Raw genomic sequence first — 15,864 nt, 5'->3', positions numbered from 1 at the left:
AGATCTGCCGCTGCGACGATCCGTACGTGAAGAAGCAACGGATGGTTGCGACGGTTCTCCTGGTGTCAGTAGCCACGGTGACCGCAGGTCAGGCCGTGCATGCCGACGCCGAGATGGATCCGGCCGGCGCCATCCAGCGCCAGCTCGTCCCCGGCCATGGGGTGAAGGTCGTCGAGCATTCCCGGATGCTCTCGTTCGGCAGTTGGCCTTCCGTCAAGCCGGTGCGCGGCATCGTGGGGTTCGGCAAGGGCAAGATCGTGGCGACGGACATGAAGAACCCAACCTGGGTCTTCGCGGTACTCGCAACATCTGCGTCGGGAAGCGCGGCTACGAGTCGTACGTCAAGCGTGACCCTGAAGACCCCCTGCCGCCGGGGAAGACCTGGGTGTCCTACGACTGGCCGCCATGCCGGCTCGTGCTGAAGTCCGGCTTCGTAGACCTCGCCGACCAGGCCACGCTCAGAGCGGTGCTGGCCACGACAACGGGCAGGCGACCCGCAGGCGTGTACGACGGGGTGCGCACCACCCTCTACCAGGGCAGCATCACCTTCGCGCAGCTGGACAAGGCGAAACCCGGCCTGCGCATCGGCTTCCGAAGCAAGCCCACTGGCAAGTACGGCACCTGGAAGGTGTCCTGGCGGTTGTGGATCGGTGGCGACCAACTCGTCCGTAGAGTGTGGAGTTCCTGGCGCGAGCCGAACGACAGCCTCGACAGATCCGCCGGCGACGACCGGTATTACGCCTTCGTGGATGACCTCCGCCTGTCTAACTGGGGGATGAAGGCGCGCGTCAAGCCGCCGCCAGCCGATGAGACGGTGCCGGTGGAGAAACTGCACGACTGATCGGACGACCAGGTCCGCGGAGAGCACACGGCCCGCCTGGTCGAGGCCCTGCGTGTCTCACCGCGGACTGACCGGGACGCTCCGCGACCGCGTCCCACGGATCGCGGAGGAGTTCAAGAAGACGCTCCAGCAGCGGGCCAAGTCGTGCGCCTGCCGCCGCCCCGGGACCGGCCTCCAGGCCGCACGCCCGGGCGGCAGGCAAGCGACTGGCCGCTGTACGGCGGCGCGGCGCGAGTGACCGTGACTGACCACTGTTGGCCGCCCTTAATGGCACACTAATGGCACGACGTTCATGTCTGTTACCTGGTCGCTTCCATGCGAGGCGTGCACCCGCCCGCCTGATCATCCCATCTGCCATCGACCCATCCGCATGGAGAGCGAGCCAGGGCTACAGGTCCCAGACGGAGCGCCCCACCGTACGAACGGACGACAAGTCATGACTTCCGGGCGCCGATCGTCCGGCGGCACAGTGGTGACGCCTGAGCCGAAGACCGGACTCGACATCCAGCAGAGGTCTATCCTGACGATTACGCGCTCCGGAATACGCCGCCAGCGACACGAGGACGCCAGCCGCCCGACACAGGGCTTTTGACCTGCGCTTCCAAGGTGGATAAGGGTTCAGTTGTATCGGTAGCGTGGAGGTGTAACAGCTTGGAGGTCAACGATGTCCACCCCGCATCAAGACAACGAGTCGCTGATCCCTCAGCCGCCACTGACCACCGCCGCCCTCAGGGCAGCAGTTGCTCAGATCGCTCCGGCCTACCTCAGCCAGTTTGTCGACCACCTCGACCAGGCGACAGAGCAGGCGGCGCGACAGAGCACGGTGGCACCTCTGCAGAACTTCTTGCAGCAATGGGGTGAGTTCGTGGCGATTCAGCGCTATCCCGCCCGAGCGGCCCGCCTGCACGCGTTGGAGACAGAGGTCGCCACCGCGACCGACAGAGTCAAGCTGGACTCAGCCTTGGCCGAAATCAATGAGATCACGGCATCCGCGCGCCGAGAGGTCGTCGGTGAGTGACGCCTGGACCTGGGAGTACAACCCCGACGCCGAGCATGTCATTGCCGGGCTCCCGCCGACAGTCATCCTTGAGGTTGAGCGGCTTGCTGACCAACTCGCAGTTCTCGGGAGGGATGCGGTCCGCGCCGGTAGAGGCCCGTTGCTTGGGGGAGGTCTTCGAACGCTCGATCTGTTCGGCGGCCGCGGATTCCTCCACTTCATCGTCGCGGAGCATCTGCGCCTTGCGCTGATCGTTCGCGTTACCTGGATAGAGTGACGCGTGATTGTGGCAAATGATGACGAGTGGCAGCGTCTGTCAGTCAGTTTTTAGACCACTGTCATCTAGTCACTTGACCTACCAAGTTTGGCTTTCCTGGAACTGGGACCGCAGCGCCAGGAGGCACCTTCCAGCTCACTCCATATGAACGGCCACGTTGAACGCGCAGGCGGAGCCTGCGTGTCAAGAAAATAAGGCGTCTGAGCGGAGCGAAGTCCTCCAGGGGTCGGGGCTCCGGCCCGACTGGAAGCAGCGCCTGAACCCCCAGCGCGAAGCGCCCCCTTGCGAAGCCCGTTGTGCGCCGAAGGCGCCCCAGGAAGAACAGCCCGAGCGATAGCGAGGACCGCTCGGGGCGGGCTCCCACGGCCAACCACCCAGATGGGCAACGGGTGGGTGTCACCCAGCCCACCTACCCGAAGGAAATGGTGGAGCCTAGGAGATTCGAACTCCTGACTTCCTGCTTGCAAAGCAGGCGCTCTGCCAACTGAGCTAAGGCCCCTCGACGTGACGAAGATAGCTTACCGGCCTCCGACACCCATCTGCTGCCTACTCGGGTCTTCGCTCAAGATCAAGCCAGGGAAGTCGGCGATCGAGTCCAGGATGTGGGTGGCGCCGCCCTTGAGGAGTCGCTCCCGGCTGTGGACGCCGGTCATCACGCCGGCCACGATCGAGGCGCCGGCTCGGCGGCCGCAGAGCATGTCGCTTTCCGAGTCGCCGATGACCGCCACCTGTCGTACGTCCTCGATGCCGAGGCGGAGGATGGCGTGCAGGACCATGTCGGGCCAGGGGCGGCCGCGGCCGCCGACGTCTTCGGGGCAGATGGCGAGGTCGATCTTGTCGTGCCAGCCGAGGACGCTGAGGACGCGGCTCAGGGTGACGCGGCTGAAGCCGGTGATCAGGGCCAGTTTCAGGCCGGAGCCGCGGAGCTTGTCGAGGACCTCGATGACTCCGGGCATGGGAACGAGACCTGCTCGGTCGAGCGCACCCTCGTATGAGCGCTCGAACGTCAGGTTCGCCGCCTGAGCCTGGGCCTCGTTGCCGGGGAAGATCCCTCGGAAGACATCGATCTTCGGGCAGCCCCGGGACCGGTGCACGTGCACCATGGCACGCGCGTACGCGCCGGTCCCGGGGACGATGCCCTGAGTGGCTATCGCCTCGGCGAAAGCCCGCTCGACCATGGCGATGTCACCGACTGTTGTGCCGGCCAGGTCCAGGCACGCCAGCTTTATCTGGACGACGTCATTCATCGCCTCGCCAGGTCGGTTAGTTCTCGCTGCCGGTGGCCTCGGTCCAGAGATCGAGCTCGGCGCGGTCGGCCTGCACCTTGCGCCAGACCAGCAGCCCCCCAAGGGCGATCAGCGCCAGAACGACAAGCTTCTTCACGGTGTGACCCCACTTCTTCGACGGCCTCACCTGCCGGGGTGAGACCCAACGGTTGACATGCAGCCTAGCAAGGGATGGCTGCGGTCCTTGTGTTGTGCACGAACCAGATGTACCGGATGTGCAAAGAACGAATGAACAACCCCAGGTGGGGCCGGTTATCCCGTCCCATCTCGGACACCAGGTAGATCATGTCAAACCGTAGCGGTTGCGGGTGGCCCAGCTCACGGCCGGGCCCATCGCGGCGCCGGCCGCCACGAACAGGCCGCCGACCAGCAGCCACCCCAGCGTGCCTCCGCCGATGACGAGGGTGGTGAGGACGACCGGGCCGAGCATCCTGGCCACCGCCATCCCGGTCCCGAAGAAGCCCTGGTACTGGCCCTGCTTGTCCGCCGGAGCCAGGGCGAAGCCGATCTCCCAGGCGCCCGCCCCGAGCAGCATCTCGCCGTACGCCTGGAGCCCGGCCGCGGCGAGCAGGATCAGCCCGGCGAGCCAGGCCGACGAGCCGATGGCCGACATCGCGAACACCGCGCAGGCCGCCAGCATGACCAGGCCCGCGTACCGCACCGATCGGGAGGCGTCGGCGAGGCCCCTGACCCGCCGCGCGATCCGTACCTGGAAGAGCAGCACGCTCATCGTGTTGACCAGGAGCAGGGCCGAGACCAGCCAGGTCGGTGCCGTGGTGCGCTGGACGATCCAGAGGGGGACGATCAGGCTGAGCAGCGGCATGTAGAAGAGCATGACCGCGTTGATCAGCGTGATCACCGCGTACGGCCGGTCCCTGAGCACGGCCAGTTTCGGCCCGGCGGCAGCGGGGACCGGGGCGAGAGCGGGCAGCCGGAGCAGCAGGAGGGCGGCGATCAGGAAGCTGACGGCGTCCACCGCGAACACGGCCAGGTACGCCTCCCGAGTGTCCACATGCAGCGCGAACCCACCCAGAGCGGCGCCCACCGCGAGGCCGCCGTTGATCGTGGACTGGAGTACGGCCCGGACCTCGGTGCGCTTGTCCGGTTCGATCAGTCCGGCCAGCAGCGCCTGGCGGGCCGCGGACAGGCCGGTCTGCGCGGTGCCGTACAGGCAGGCGGCCAGGACGAACAGCGCGAACGACCGCACGAACAGGAACGACATGACCGCGGCAGCGGTCGTCAGGGCCAGGAGGACGGCCACTCCGCGCGGCCCGCGACGGTCGGCGAGGTGGCCGAGGGGAACGCCCGCGACGGTGCCGACGGCCCAGCCCAGCGTGAGCCCTAAGCCGATCTCCGTCGCCGACAGGCCGACGATCCTGGCGAAATAGAGCGCCGAGGTGACCAGGTAGGCGCCGTCGCCGATCGAGTTCGCCAGCTGCGCCTGTACGAGGAGCCCTCTGCTCGACCCCCAGCTCGACCGCCTGCTTGCCGTTATGGGTCCCGGAGTGGGTTCCGGAGTGGGTTCCGGAGTAGTCATCGTCGCAGGTCCCGTCGCGGTAGGAGTGGCACCGGCGGTCAGCCCTTGTACGACTCGGGGGTCATGCGGGTGGCCACGCCCATCCGGTTCCAGGCGTTGATCGTGGCGACGGCCACCACCAGGGCGGCGAGTTCCTGGTCGTCGAAGTGTTCGGCGGCCCGCTGCCAGATCTCGTCGGTGATGTCGTCGGTCGAGAGCCTGGTGGCGGCCTCGGTGAAGGCCAGGGCGGCGCGTTCCTGGTCGGTGAAGAAGGGGGCCTCCTGCCAAACGGCCACGGCGTGCAGCCTGGCGTCGCTCTCGCCCGCCTGCTTGGCGTCGCCGCTGTGCATGTCCACGCAGTAGACGCAGCCGTTGATCTGGCTGGCGCGCAGGCGTACCAGCTCCAGCAGGGGTGCGGGCAGGGTGCTGTGCCGGACGTACCGGTCGAGGCCGGCCATGGCTTTGTAGGCTTCTCCGGCTAGTTCGCCGAGATTCATGCGCTGTGTCATGGGCCCAACTTAAGCCCCACCTTGTCCCGATATAAGATCCAATTTTTGGGCAAATGATTGGGCCAAGATGGATGTCCATGTAAGCCTTCATGGTCGGGGTGACCTGGCCGCACAGGTCTACCGGCAGCTGCTGGACGCGATCCTCGACGGCCGGCTCAGATCGGGCGAACGCCTGCCGCCGACCCGCGAGCTGGCCAGACGGCTGGAGATCTCCCGGAACACGGTCGCGGTCGCCTACGACCGGCTGGTGGCCGACGGCTTCCTTGTCGGCCGGGCGGGCGCGGGCACGTTCGTCTCGGCGGAGCGGGTACGCGCCACCAGGTCGGCGCCCCAGGGCGTCGTACGGCCCCGCGCCATCTGGCGGTCCGTGGCCGCCGACGCGCCGGCTTCCACCCACGAGTACGACTTCCGCGTGGGCGTGCCCGATCCCCGGCTGTTCCCGATGGAGACGTGGCGCAGGCTGGTGGCTCGTGAGCTCCGTACCAGCCTCGCCGGATATGCCGACCCTTCCGGCCATGAAGCCCTAAGGGACGCCATCGCGCGACATATAGGGATCAGCCGCTCCGTACGAGCCGGCGCCGACGACGTCCTGATCACCAACGGCGCCCAGCAGGCGCTCGACCTCATCGGCCGGGTGCTCATCGACCCCGGCGCCTGCGTGGCGGTCGAGGAGCCGGGCTACCCGCCCGCGCGCCGGCTGTTCCGCTCACTGGGCGCCCGCGTGGTCGGAATCCCGGTGGACGGCGAGGGCATCGACGTCACCGCCATCCCCAAAACCGTCGGGCTGGTGTACGTCACCCCGTCCCACCAGTTCCCGCTCGGCACCCCGATGTCGCTGGCTCGCCGCGCCGCGCTGCTGGCCTGGGCGGAGCGGCGGCGCGGCGTGATCGTCGAGGACGACTACGACAGTGAGTTCCGCTTCGGCGACCGGCCGCTGGAGCCGCTCCAGAGCCTCGACCGGGCGGGGCGGGTCATCTATGTCGGCTCGTTCTCCAAGACGCTGCTGCCCATGCTGCGCCTCGGCTTCCTGGTGGCCCCCGCTTCGCTCATGCCCGCGCTGCGCGCCGCCAGGCAGCTGAGCGACTGCCACGGCGAGCTGTCCACGCAGGCCGCGCTGGCCCGCTTCATCGACGAGGGCCTGCTGGCCAGGCACATCAGGAAGGCCACCCGCGAGTACGCCGCCCGGCACGCCCTCGTCGTCGACGCCCTCTCCGGTGACGACCGCCTGCGTCTGGTCCCCTCGGTCGCGGGGCTGCACCTGTGCGCTCGCTTCTCCCCCGGGGTGTCCGTACGTCCGGCGCCTCGGCTCGCGCTGGAACGGCTCGACGCCTACTGCGGTGAGAGGCCCGCCCAGCAGGGCCTGGTTCTGGGGTACGGCGCGATCCGGCAAACCGAGATCCCCGGGGGCTTGAACGTCCTGAAGGAAGCCCTGGTCTAACGACCGTCTCGATCCCTGTGACGGTCTGTGGTAGCTGGGGTCCTTATTGGGAGATACCCCCTTCGGGGGATCGAGGGACCCGGGGGGTCAAGGACTCGGGGGCGAGGACCGGGATCCGGGTGGGTCGAGAGCCCCGGGGGGTCGGGGAGGTCCGGGAGGTCCGGGGACCCGGCATCCGGGGGATCCGGGGAGCGAGAGACGAAGACCCGGGGGGCGAAGACCCGAAGGATCGGGGATCCGGGAGGTCCGGGAGTCCAGAGATCCGGGGGTCCTAGGGAGAGGAAGAACGGACGCCCGACCCCACTAGATGTGCTTGCGGCTCCAGAACCGTCGCGTACGCTCCCCCGGCAGATGCGGCTCGTCCGGCGGTGTCGGCTGCCGAACGATCACCACCGTAGTCTTGGCGTGCCGAGCGCAGTACATGCTCGTAGAAGGCAGGAACAACCGGCTGATCATCCCCCGCTTGCCCCGCCCCAGCACCAGCAGATCACCCTCACGGGCCAGGTCGACGAGGTGATAGCCGGGATCACCGACCCGGCCGACCACCGCTGTGGTGAGGTCGGCGGGCAGCCCACCGGCCACGTCGTCGAACACGCCCGCGATCACCTCGTTGCACCGCGCCTCCTCCCCCGCCTTCATGGCGTGCTGCACGGGCAGCGCCTCGGGGAAGGGGTGTACCGGGGCCCGGCTGACGTGGACGGCGATCAGCGCCATCCGATGCAGCCGCGCGGCCCCGATGGCCCACGCCAGTGCCCAGCGCGAGGCCGGGGACTCGTCCACCCCCACGATCAGCCTCGCTCCGCCGGGCAGGTCCTGATCCACCGCGACCCTCCTCGAAGAGGTACTCGACCATAGTGCGCCTCCGGCCCGGTTACCGGGAGGTGGCACTTTGCGAACTCTGGAGTCGTTCGCGATCCCCGGCGTAGCATGCGTGGGTGGAACGTGGGTGGGTGCAACCCCGTCCCGCCCTCGACCGGCGGCTCGACGGGGCGCTGACGCACAGGCTCACCACTTTGGTGGCCACCACGGGCTACGGCAAGTCGATCGCTCTGACGAGTTGGAGTGAGGCGGTCGGCGCGGTGCTCCACCGGCTGGGGCCCGCCGATCGCGACCTCACCACGCTGGCCGGCGCGCTGGTCGCGGCCCTCGCGGAGGTGGTTCCGGACCTGCCCGTCGAGCTCGCCGCCGCCGCCGAGTCCCCGCTCGGGCCGGACGCCGACGAGCTGTCCAGGGCGGCGGCGCTGGCGGGCGCGCTGGCCGAGGCGCTGTCGGGGCGGCTGCGCCGGGGACTCGCCTTGGTCTTCGACGGCATCGAGACGATCGTCGGCGCGGCCGGCTCCGTACGCTATGTCGAGACGCTGGTCCGAGCGGCCCCGCGCCACCTGCACGTGGTCACCGCCTCGCGGGCGCCGCTGCCGTTCCCCACCGCCCGCCTCCGCCAGGACCATGAGGTGCTCGACCTCGACGCGACCGACCTCGCGCTCACGATCGGCGAGACCACGGCCTGGGCGCGCGAGCGGCTGGGCGAGCCGGGGACGGCGATCGCCGCCACACTGCACGATGCCTGCGGCGGCTGGCCGGCCGCGGTGCGGGCCGCGCTCGACGCGCTCGCCCGCACCGATCCGGCCGCCTGGCCGGGTACGGCCGCGGGCCTGGCCGCCACCTCCGCCACGCTGGAGCGGCTCACGCTGTCGGCGTTCGACGACCTGCCCGCGACGATGCGCGAGCTGCTGCGGGCGGCGACCGTGCTGCCCGTGCTCACCGACGACCTCGCCGCCGCACTCGGCGCCCCGCCCGACACGCTGGCCTCGCTGACCAGCCGGGGCCTGTTCCTGGAGGCCGGTCACGACGGACACCGGGCCACCTCGACGGGCACTCAGCGCACAACCGACGGACACGGGCCGAGCGCCCACCCCACAGCCGACGGACACAGGCTGCCCAGCGGATACCGGCTGACCGCCACCAGCGCCCACGTACTGGCCGCGCACGCGCCGCTCGACCGGCACGAGGCCCACGACACGGCCGCCGTCGCCGCCCGGTGGTACGTCGAGCACGACCAGCCCGAGCTGGCCCTGCGCGCCGCGGTCGCCACCCGGCACAGCACGCTCGTCACCTCGCTGCTCGGCACGCACGGCCTGCGCCTGGCCGAGCGCGGCGACGACGTGGTGGCGGCGCTCGCCCTGCTGCCCGAGCCGGTCAGGCAGGCACCGGCGATGCAGCGGCTGGCGGGCATCGCGGAGCAGAACCGCGGCGACTGGACCCGGGCGCGCGACCTGCTCGCCCGCGCGGCCGCGACCTCGGTGTTCGACGCGTTCCTGGCCCGCAGGCTCGGCCTCATCGACCATCTGCGCGGCGATCTCGACTCGGCCATCGCCATCTACACCAAGGGCTTCGAGTACGGGCTGCCGCCGGCCGACGCGGCGATGTGCGCGGCCTCCACCGCGTCGGTGCTCTGGCTGAAGGGCGACCGGGCGGGCTGCGCCGAGCTGGCGGATCGGGCGCTGGAGCTGGCCAGCGCTCTGGGCGATCCGGGCGCCCTGGCCGCGGCCAACACCGTGCAGGCCATGCTCGCCTCGCTCGACGGCGACCGGCGGGCCAACGACGCCTATTACCTGCGCGCGCTGGAGTACGCCGAGCGGGCCGGGGACGTCGTCCAGCTCATCCGCATCCGGGCCAATCGCGCCTCCTGTCACCTCGACGAGGCCGCCTACACCAGGGCGCTGGCGGAGGTCGAGATCGCGGCCAGGCTGTCGGATCTGGTGTCGTTCGCCCCGTACGCCGCACTCAACATCGCCAACCGGGCCAAGGCGCTGATCGGGCTCGGCCGGCTGGAGGAGGCGGCGATCGACGCCGCGGACGCGGCGGCCAGGTGGGAGGCGATGGGGTCGCGGTTCGTCGGCTATGGGCTGATCCGGCTGGCCGACATCCAGGTGCTGCGCGGCGACCGCAGGTCGGCGATGGCCATCTATCGGCGGATCATCGCCGACGCCGGCGGGTCCGGCGAGGTCCAGGAGCTGTCCAACGCCCTGAACAAGCTGGCCGTCCTGCTCACGGACGACGATCCCGACGAGGCGGCCCGCGTGGCCGCGCGGGCGCTGAAGCACGCGGAGGGCATCGCCGGGGTGGACGCCAGGCTGGTCGCGGCGCGCGTCGCGCTGGCCGCCGGACGGTACGACGAGGCCAGGGGGCTGCTGGCCGAGGCCGAGTCCGCCGCCGTGCGCCGCAGGGACCACGCGGCGCGGGCCGCGATGGTGGAGCTGCGCGCCGAGCTCGACGGCGACTCCCGGCTGGCCGACGAGGCCGTACGGCAGTGGTCGGCGCTCGGCGATCCGATCGGCCGGGCCAGGGCCGAGCTGGTCAGGGCCGCGCTGGGCGAGGCGGTGCCCGGCAGGGAGATCGCGCATCAGGTCAGAAGCCGTATGCACGCGATCGGCTGCCGGGCGCTCGATGCCAGGATCGACGCGCTGGTCGGCCGGTTCACGCCGGTGGCGGAGGCGCGCGTGCGGGTCGAGACCATGGGAACGTTCCGAGTCCTGCGCGGCGCGGTGCCCGTCGCGCGTACCGCCTGGCAGTCGCGCAAGGCCCGCGACCTGCTGAAGATCCTGGTCAGCCGCCGGGGCGCGGCGATCGGCAGGGAGCGGCTGGTGGAGATCCTCTGGCCGGAGCAGCAGGGCGACGCGGTCGGGCTGAAGCGGCTGAACGTGATGGTGTCGACGCTGCGGGCGGTGCTCGATCCGGCTCATGTACGTCCGGCGGACGAGTTCGTCGTCTCCGACGAGGGCGCGCTGCGGCTTGATCTGGCGAACGTGGACGTCGACGTGGAGGGTTTCCTCGATCTGGTGGGCTCGGCCGGGCAACTGGATCAGGCGGGGCGGGCGGCGGAGGCGCTGGCGACATGGGCGGAGGCCGAGGCGTCCTATGGGGGCGACTTCTGCGAGGAGGACCCGTACGCCGACTGGGCCGTGGGGCTGCGGGAGGAGGCGCGGCTGGCGTACGTGCGGGCGGCCGCCAGGCTCGCGACGGCGCGGGCGGGCGAGGGACGGCACGACGAGGCGGCTCGCTACTGGCTGCGCCTGCTCGAACGCGACCGCTACGACGAGCGCGCCCACCTCGGCCTGGTGCGGGTGCTGGACTCGGCGGGCCGGCGCGGCGACGCGCGGCGGCGCTATGCCCTGTACGCCGAGCGGATGCGCGAGCTGGAGGTCGAGCCCGCGCCCTACCCCACCTGAGCTCCACCTGAACCTGGCCTGAACCGGTCGGGGAGATGGTGCCGAAATGAGGACGGTCATCGTACGGCTGGTCGAGCCTGAGCAGTCCGGCGGCCAGCTCCGCGGGCTGCTCGAAGAAGTCGGTGGCGAACCGGTGCCGTTCAGCGGGAGCGAGGCGATCGTCGACCTGCTGCTCTCCGCCGCCGGGTTGACCCGAGATCAGCCTTGAACCTCCCGCGAACCTCGCTCACCATCATCGAGGGTGAGAGGAGGCACGATGAGCGAGCAGCTGGGGAGCAGATGGCCGTTCGTCGGGCGAGGGGGCCAGCTGGCGACCGTACGGGAGGCACTGCGGTCGCGGGCGGGCGTGATGATCGCCGGAGACGCGGGGGTGGGCAAGAGCAGGCTGGCGGCGCAGGCGCTGTCCGGCCTGGAGGGGTACGGGGTGGTTCGGGCGCTGGGTACGGAGACGGCGGCGGCGATCCCGTTCGGCGCGTTCGCCCACGCGCTGACCGAACCGCCCAGCAGCGGGGAGAACCTGCTGCGCTGGGCCGCACGGCACTTAGGCATCAGCGCGGGGCGGGACGAACTGCTGGTGAGCGTGGACGACGCGCACCGGCTCGACGCGGCCTCGGCCGCGCTGGTACACCACCTGGCGGAGAGCGGCGCCGCGAGGTTATTGGTCACGGTGCGCAGCGGTGAGCCGCTGCCCGCGCCGGTCGCCGCGCTGTGGAAGGACGAGCTGCTCCGCCGGGTCGAACTGCCGCCCCTGACCGTGGCCGAGGTCGGGCAGGTGCTGGAGGGGGCGCTCGGCGGGGAGGTGGCCGGACAGACCGTCAGGCACCTGGCCAGGGTCAGCGAGGGGAACGTGCTCTACCTGCGCGAGGTCCTGCACGCCGGCCGTACCTCGGGATGTCTGACCGAGACCGACGGGCAGTGGCGCTGGCAGGGCGAGCTGTCGATGACCACCCGGCTGCGCGAGCTGGTCGACGCCAGGATCGGGCACCTCGACCAGGAGGAGCGGGAGGTGCTGGAGCTGGTGGCGTTCGGCGAGCCGCTCGGCACCGATCTGCTGGTCTCGCTCACCTCGCCGATCGCGGTGGAGCGAGTCGAGGACCGCGGGCTGATCGTGGCCGTACGCGACGTGCAGCGAGAGCACCTGCGGCTCGGCCACCCCCTCTATGGCGAGGTGGTACGCGGCGCCTGCGGCACGCTGCGGACCCGGCGGCGGCTGCGGATGCTCGCCGAGGCGCTGGAGGCGAGCGGGCTGCGGCGGCGCGAGGACGTGCTGCGCGCGGCCGTGTGGCGGCTCGACAGCGGCTCGACCACCGATCCGGACATGCTGCTCGTCGCCGCTCGGCTGGCCTGGGCCAGGCAGGATCCCCGCCTGGCCGCGCGGCTGGCCAGGGCGGCGATGGACGCGGGACCGAGCGTGGCCGCGGTCGCGCTGCTCGGCGAGGCGCTCATGGTGCTCGGTGACGCCGACACCGCGCTGACGGCGCTGCGGCAGACGGCACCGGCGGTGGTCACCGAGAGCGAGCGCGCGCAGCACGCCATCAGCCTGGGCCTCAACCACGCCTGGGCGGGCTCGCTCACCGAGGCGTGCCGAGTGCTCGGCGAGGCGGCTCGTACGCTCACCGACCCGGCCTGGCAGCAGGAGGCGCACATCTACCTCGGCGTGGCCGAGTTCTGGGCGGGGCGCACCACCCGAGCCGTCGAGTCGCTCGAACGGGCCCGCGCGTGCACGCCGATCACCGTGCGCGGCGCGGCGCACCTGGCCGCGCTCGACTCGTGGACCAGCGCCTACTCGGGACGGACCGAGCACACCATCGCGGTCGTCGAGCAGGCCCTGGCCGAAGTGGAAGGCTGGGGGGACGAGACGCCGCACGCGCTGCCGACGATGCTCGACGCGCGCTGCGCGGCCGAGACGTTCGCCGGGCGGCTGGACGCGGCGGAACGCACCGCCGATTACGGCATGGAGCTGGCCGCCGCCGAGCTGTCGGTCTCCGGGTTCGGGGCGTTCCGCGCGCTGGTCAGCAGGCTGCGGGGCGACGCCGAGGGCGCCGTGCGCTGGAGCCGCGACGATGCCGCCGGGCTGTACGAGCGCTCGCCGTACCGGGGGCGATGCCTGGCCGAGCAGGCGCACGCTTTGGCGCTGCTGGGCAGGACGGCGGAAGCGCGCGACCTACAGGCCGAGGCAGAGGAGCTCGCCTCCCGATGGGCGTTCACCCGCTATCCGACGCTGCAGGCCGCGGTGTGGGTGGCGGCGGGCAGCGGGGACCTGGACGAGGCGGTACGCCTGTGCCTGTCGGCGGCCGACGCCGCGGAGAAGCAGGAGCAGTCCGGGCATCTGATGTTCGCGCTGCACGATCTGGTGCGGCTTGGGGTTCCCGCGCTGGCCGCCGATCGCCTGTCCGCGCTGGCCGAACGGGTGGACGGGCGCCTGGCCGGGCTCCTGGCCCGGCACGCGCGGGCCACCGGCGACCCCGACGAGCTGCGTGCGGTGGCGGCCGGGTTCGAGCGGCTCGGGATGATCCTGTACGCCGCCGAGGCCACCGCCCAGGAGTCCGCCGCCTACCGCGCGATGGGCAGGGGCGCTCTGGCCAAGGGGGCGCAGACCAGGGCGTGGTCGCTGGCCAGGCGCTGCCCGGGGGTGTCGACGCCCGCGCTGGTCGAGCTGGCCACGCCCGAGCTGACGCCGCGCCAGCGGGAGATCGTCCAGCTCGCGGCGGCCGGCCTGACGAACCGGCAGATCGCCGCCCGGCTCACGGTCTCCACCCGGACGGCCGCGAACCACCTGCAGGCCGTGTACGAGAAGCTCGGCGTCAACGACCGTGCGGAGGTGGGCCGGTTACTCGCCTCCCTCTGAGCTAGCGTTGCCCGGCTCGCTCTGAGCGAGCGCTACTCGCCTCTCTCTGAGCGGGCGTTGCCCGGCTCGCTCTGAGCGGGCCGGGACTCGCTAGACCAGTGCCAGCAGGCCGTCGTGGAACAGCGCGCGCTCATGCTCGGTGATCGCGCCGTACGGCTCGGCGGCCCGCCGGTTGGTCTCCCGTTCGATCCGGTCGCGCAGCGGCCCCGGCCCGAGCACGACGATCTCGGCGGCGGTGAGGCCGGCGGCCCGCCAGGCGGCGGCGTGCGAGTCGGCGCGGTGGTAACGCAGCGCGGCCAGCCGGTTGAACAGCAGCACACCCGCCGGTGTGCCCGCCGGTTCGTACGGCGGTGCCATCGCGGCGAAGGCGCCCGGATCCGTCGTGGCGCCCTGCGCGTCACCGGGATCCGCTCCGGCAGCGCCGATCACCCGTCCGGCCAGGTCGGCGAGCGTCTTGAGATCGCGGCCCGCCCAGATCCGCTCGGTGGTGGCGGCGTGCACGGCGTAGAGGCCGTCGATGAACGCCAGCGCCTTGGCCGTCGCCCGCAGCGCGCCGTCGCCGTCCTCCTCCAGCATGCCCAGGTCCAGGTGGTCCTGGATCTCGGCGTCGAGCTCGGCCGCGTCGCCGTACCGGTAGATCGTGGCGAGCGAGCGGCGGCTCAGCGAGCGGAGGGGGAGTGTGAAGCGCAGGTCGATCAGGAAGCCGGGTAGCAGCCCCGCGTCCTGCGCGCGAGCCGAGGCATGCACGTTCACGTGGACCGCGCCGATGACGGGACCCATGGTCGCCGCATAATCCGCCAGGTCATGTAATTTCGGCATTGAGCGCCATTATGCCGGTGGAGAAGCAGTCGTGCTGGGCGCTCACTCGGGCGACATGATCTCGTAAAGGTTGCGGACCGCGTCGGTGAAGAACAGCCCGCGCGGGCAGAGCGGGTGGTCGATCCGTCCGTTGTCGGGGGTCGCGGGGTGGTTCCCGTACGGCACGCCGCGCTCCTGGATGCGGGCCAGGATCGCGTCGAACGTGGCCGGATCGACGTCGAACCCGAAGTGATGCCCCTCAGGATTCTCGACGGTCATGTAGTCGAGCGTGAGCCGCTCGTCGACCCGCACGGGGGCGAAGTGCCCACGGGCCCCCATGGGCGGCAGGCGCTCCAGCCCCATGATGTCGGCGAAGAAGTCGGCCTCCCGGTTGTTGTCGGCCGCGGGGACGATCGTGTGGTTCAGGGATACAGTCACGCCGACTCCTTCTCCTCGACGGCTCCGTGCAGGAACACCTCGACCAACTGGCTGGTGGGCAGGACGGCCGACCGGGTGAACAGCAGGCCCAGGAAGACCTTGCTCACCTGCGCGGCGGGCAGCCGCAGCGTCGCCTCGTCCGGTTCGAGCAGGTCGGCGATCGAGTCCCCGATCAGCTCCATGGACGCCTCCCGGCTGCCCGGCTGCGGGCGGCCGCCCCGCTCGCCGCCCCGGTGGCCGCTGGAATGTAGGGCTCCCGCCACGGCGCCCATCCGCTCCAGGTGCGCGCCGAGCGCGTCGGCCGCCTCTGCGAGCCGGTCGGCCAGCGGTTGGTCGAGCGGGATGGAGGCGAGCTCCCTGACCACGCGGTCGGTCCGCATCGCCTCGGCCATGCAGGCGTCGAGCAACTCGTCCTTGTCGGCGAACACCCGGAAGATGGTGGCCTCACCGATGCCCGCCGCTCTGGCGATCTTGCTGGTGGTGACGGCGGTGCCGTACTCGGCCACCAGGGGGAGGGCGGCGGCGATGATCATCGCGCGGCGCTCCTCCGGGCTCATTCCCGGCGCCCTGCGCCGGACTGGTTTCTCACTCATGCGGACCACGGTACGGAGTGAATACTCACTCCGTCAATAGCGGAGTGAGTATTCACTCCGATGCTTGATCACGGGGCGGCCAACGGCCATGGCA

The 15,864-nt window shown here is 71.0% G+C and carries 16 protein-coding genes and 1 tRNA gene; 8 read left to right on the top strand and 9 right to left on the bottom strand.

The window, feature by feature from the left end; genetic code table 11:
* Positions 1-385 precede the first annotated feature (385 nt).
* The 4 genes from ACQP2T_RS00330 (at position 386) to ACQP2T_RS00315 (ending at position 2,115) form a co-directional block, all read left to right on the top strand.
* A complete protein-coding gene (locus ACQP2T_RS00330; protein ID WP_433514192.1) occupies positions 386-841 on the top strand; it encodes a hypothetical protein in 456 nt (151 codons plus the stop codon).
* Between the two features lie 52 nt (positions 842-893).
* On the top strand, positions 894-1,079 hold the full coding sequence (locus ACQP2T_RS00325) for a hypothetical protein (RefSeq protein WP_433514191.1): 186 nt from the start codon (positions 894-896) through the stop codon (positions 1,077-1,079).
* A gap of 426 nt (positions 1,080-1,505) precedes the next feature.
* Positions 1,506-1,859 (top strand): DUF6247 family protein, encoded by a 354-nt coding sequence (locus ACQP2T_RS00320; protein ID WP_433514190.1) that lies wholly within the window; start codon positions 1,506-1,508, stop codon positions 1,857-1,859.
* On the top strand, positions 1,852-2,115 hold the full coding sequence (locus tag ACQP2T_RS00315; protein WP_433514189.1) for a hypothetical protein: 264 nt from the start codon (positions 1,852-1,854) through the stop codon (positions 2,113-2,115). The genes ACQP2T_RS00320 and ACQP2T_RS00315 overlap by 8 nt, the downstream gene beginning before the upstream one ends.
* 423 nt (positions 2,116-2,538) lie before the next feature.
* Here ACQP2T_RS00315 and ACQP2T_RS00310 read toward each other — a convergent pair.
* The 5 genes from ACQP2T_RS00310 to ACQP2T_RS00290 form a co-directional block, all read right to left on the bottom strand.
* Positions 2,539-2,614: transfer RNA gene (locus tag ACQP2T_RS00310), tRNA-Ala, on the bottom strand.
* Positions 2,615-2,633: 19 nt separating this feature from the next.
* Complete coding sequence (locus tag ACQP2T_RS00305; protein ID WP_433514188.1) at positions 2,634-3,362, bottom strand: HAD-IA family hydrolase; 729 nt, start codon at positions 3,360-3,362, stop codon at positions 2,634-2,636.
* Positions 3,363-3,378: 16 nt separating this feature from the next.
* Positions 3,379-3,498, bottom strand: coding sequence for a DLW-39 family protein (locus tag ACQP2T_RS00300; RefSeq protein WP_214635294.1), 120 nt, complete (start codon positions 3,496-3,498; stop codon positions 3,379-3,381).
* Between the two features lie 186 nt (positions 3,499-3,684).
* Complete coding sequence (locus tag ACQP2T_RS00295; RefSeq protein WP_433514187.1) at positions 3,685-4,938, bottom strand: MFS transporter; 1,254 nt, start codon at positions 4,936-4,938, stop codon at positions 3,685-3,687.
* 38 nt (positions 4,939-4,976) lie between these two features.
* Entirely contained in the window at positions 4,977-5,426 is a 450-nt protein-coding gene (locus ACQP2T_RS00290; protein WP_433514186.1) for a carboxymuconolactone decarboxylase family protein, read from the bottom strand.
* 67 nt (positions 5,427-5,493) lie between these two features.
* On the opposite strand from ACQP2T_RS00290, the gene ACQP2T_RS00285 reads away from it, so the two are divergent.
* Positions 5,494-6,864, top strand: a complete 1,371-nt coding sequence (locus tag ACQP2T_RS00285; protein ID WP_433514185.1) for a PLP-dependent aminotransferase family protein — start codon at positions 5,494-5,496, stop codon at positions 6,862-6,864.
* Positions 6,865-7,167: 303 nt separating this feature from the next.
* On the opposite strand, the gene ACQP2T_RS00280 is transcribed toward ACQP2T_RS00285, so the two are convergent.
* Positions 7,168-7,686, bottom strand: coding sequence for a universal stress protein (locus ACQP2T_RS00280; RefSeq protein WP_358534255.1), 519 nt, complete (start codon positions 7,684-7,686; stop codon positions 7,168-7,170).
* A gap of 113 nt (positions 7,687-7,799) precedes the next feature.
* On the opposite strand from ACQP2T_RS00280, the gene ACQP2T_RS00275 reads away from it, so the two are divergent.
* From ACQP2T_RS00275 to ACQP2T_RS00265, 3 genes are read left to right on the top strand one after another with little or no spacing between them, the layout of a single operon-like run.
* Complete coding sequence (locus ACQP2T_RS00275; protein WP_433514184.1) at positions 7,800-11,093, top strand: BTAD domain-containing putative transcriptional regulator; 3,294 nt, start codon at positions 7,800-7,802, stop codon at positions 11,091-11,093.
* A gap of 46 nt (positions 11,094-11,139) precedes the next feature.
* Entirely contained in the window at positions 11,140-11,301 is a 162-nt protein-coding gene (locus ACQP2T_RS00270; RefSeq protein ID WP_358430534.1) for a hypothetical protein, read from the top strand.
* A gap of 48 nt (positions 11,302-11,349) precedes the next feature.
* A complete protein-coding gene (locus tag ACQP2T_RS00265) occupies positions 11,350-13,941 on the top strand; it encodes a LuxR C-terminal-related transcriptional regulator (protein WP_433514183.1) in 2,592 nt (863 codons plus the stop codon).
* 90 nt (positions 13,942-14,031) lie between these two features.
* On the opposite strand, the gene ACQP2T_RS00260 is transcribed toward ACQP2T_RS00265, so the two are convergent.
* From ACQP2T_RS00260 to ACQP2T_RS00250, 3 genes are read right to left on the bottom strand one after another with little or no spacing between them, the layout of a single operon-like run.
* On the bottom strand, positions 14,032-14,760 hold the full coding sequence (locus tag ACQP2T_RS00260) for a hypothetical protein (RefSeq protein WP_433514182.1): 729 nt from the start codon (positions 14,758-14,760) through the stop codon (positions 14,032-14,034).
* Between the two features lie 42 nt (positions 14,761-14,802).
* A complete protein-coding gene (locus ACQP2T_RS00255) occupies positions 14,803-15,177 on the bottom strand; it encodes a VOC family protein (RefSeq protein WP_433514181.1) in 375 nt (124 codons plus the stop codon).
* Positions 15,174-15,770, bottom strand: coding sequence for a TetR/AcrR family transcriptional regulator (locus tag ACQP2T_RS00250; RefSeq protein ID WP_433514180.1), 597 nt, complete (start codon positions 15,768-15,770; stop codon positions 15,174-15,176). Before ACQP2T_RS00250 ends, ACQP2T_RS00255 begins: the two co-directional genes overlap by 4 nt.
* Positions 15,771-15,864: the final 94 nt, after the last annotated feature.

Source organism: Nonomuraea sp. CA-143628 (assembly GCF_050942315.1).
Classification (GTDB): domain Bacteria; phylum Actinomycetota; class Actinomycetes; order Streptosporangiales; family Streptosporangiaceae; genus Nonomuraea.
Note: the sequence above shows the minus strand (reverse complement) of the source record. Positions and strands in the feature narration are given on the sequence as shown.

What these genes read in the sequence shown, in the direction of transcription:
- ACQP2T_RS00320 (WP_433514190.1), top strand. Translation starts at nt 1,506, where the DNA reads ATGTCCACCCCGCATCAAGACAACGAGTCGCTGATCCCTCAGCCGCCA.
- ACQP2T_RS00305 (WP_433514188.1), bottom strand. Translation starts at nt 3,362, where the DNA reads ATGAATGACGTCGTCCAGATAAAGCTGGCGTGCCTGGACCTGGCCGGC.
- ACQP2T_RS00295 (WP_433514187.1), bottom strand. Translation starts at nt 4,938, where the DNA reads ATGACTACTCCGGAACCCACTCCGGAACCCACTCCGGGACCCATAACG.
- ACQP2T_RS00290 (WP_433514186.1), bottom strand. Translation starts at nt 5,426, where the DNA reads ATGACACAGCGCATGAATCTCGGCGAACTAGCCGGAGAAGCCTACAAA.
- ACQP2T_RS00285 (WP_433514185.1), top strand. Translation starts at nt 5,494, where the DNA reads ATGGATGTCCATGTAAGCCTTCATGGTCGGGGTGACCTGGCCGCACAG.
- ACQP2T_RS00270 (WP_358430534.1), top strand. Translation starts at nt 11,140, where the DNA reads ATGAGGACGGTCATCGTACGGCTGGTCGAGCCTGAGCAGTCCGGCGGC.
- ACQP2T_RS00265 (WP_433514183.1), top strand. Translation starts at nt 11,350, where the DNA reads ATGAGCGAGCAGCTGGGGAGCAGATGGCCGTTCGTCGGGCGAGGGGGC.
- ACQP2T_RS00260 (WP_433514182.1), bottom strand. Translation starts at nt 14,760, where the DNA reads ATGCCGAAATTACATGACCTGGCGGATTATGCGGCGACCATGGGTCCC.
- ACQP2T_RS00250 (WP_433514180.1), bottom strand. Translation starts at nt 15,770, where the DNA reads ATGAGTGAGAAACCAGTCCGGCGCAGGGCGCCGGGAATGAGCCCGGAG.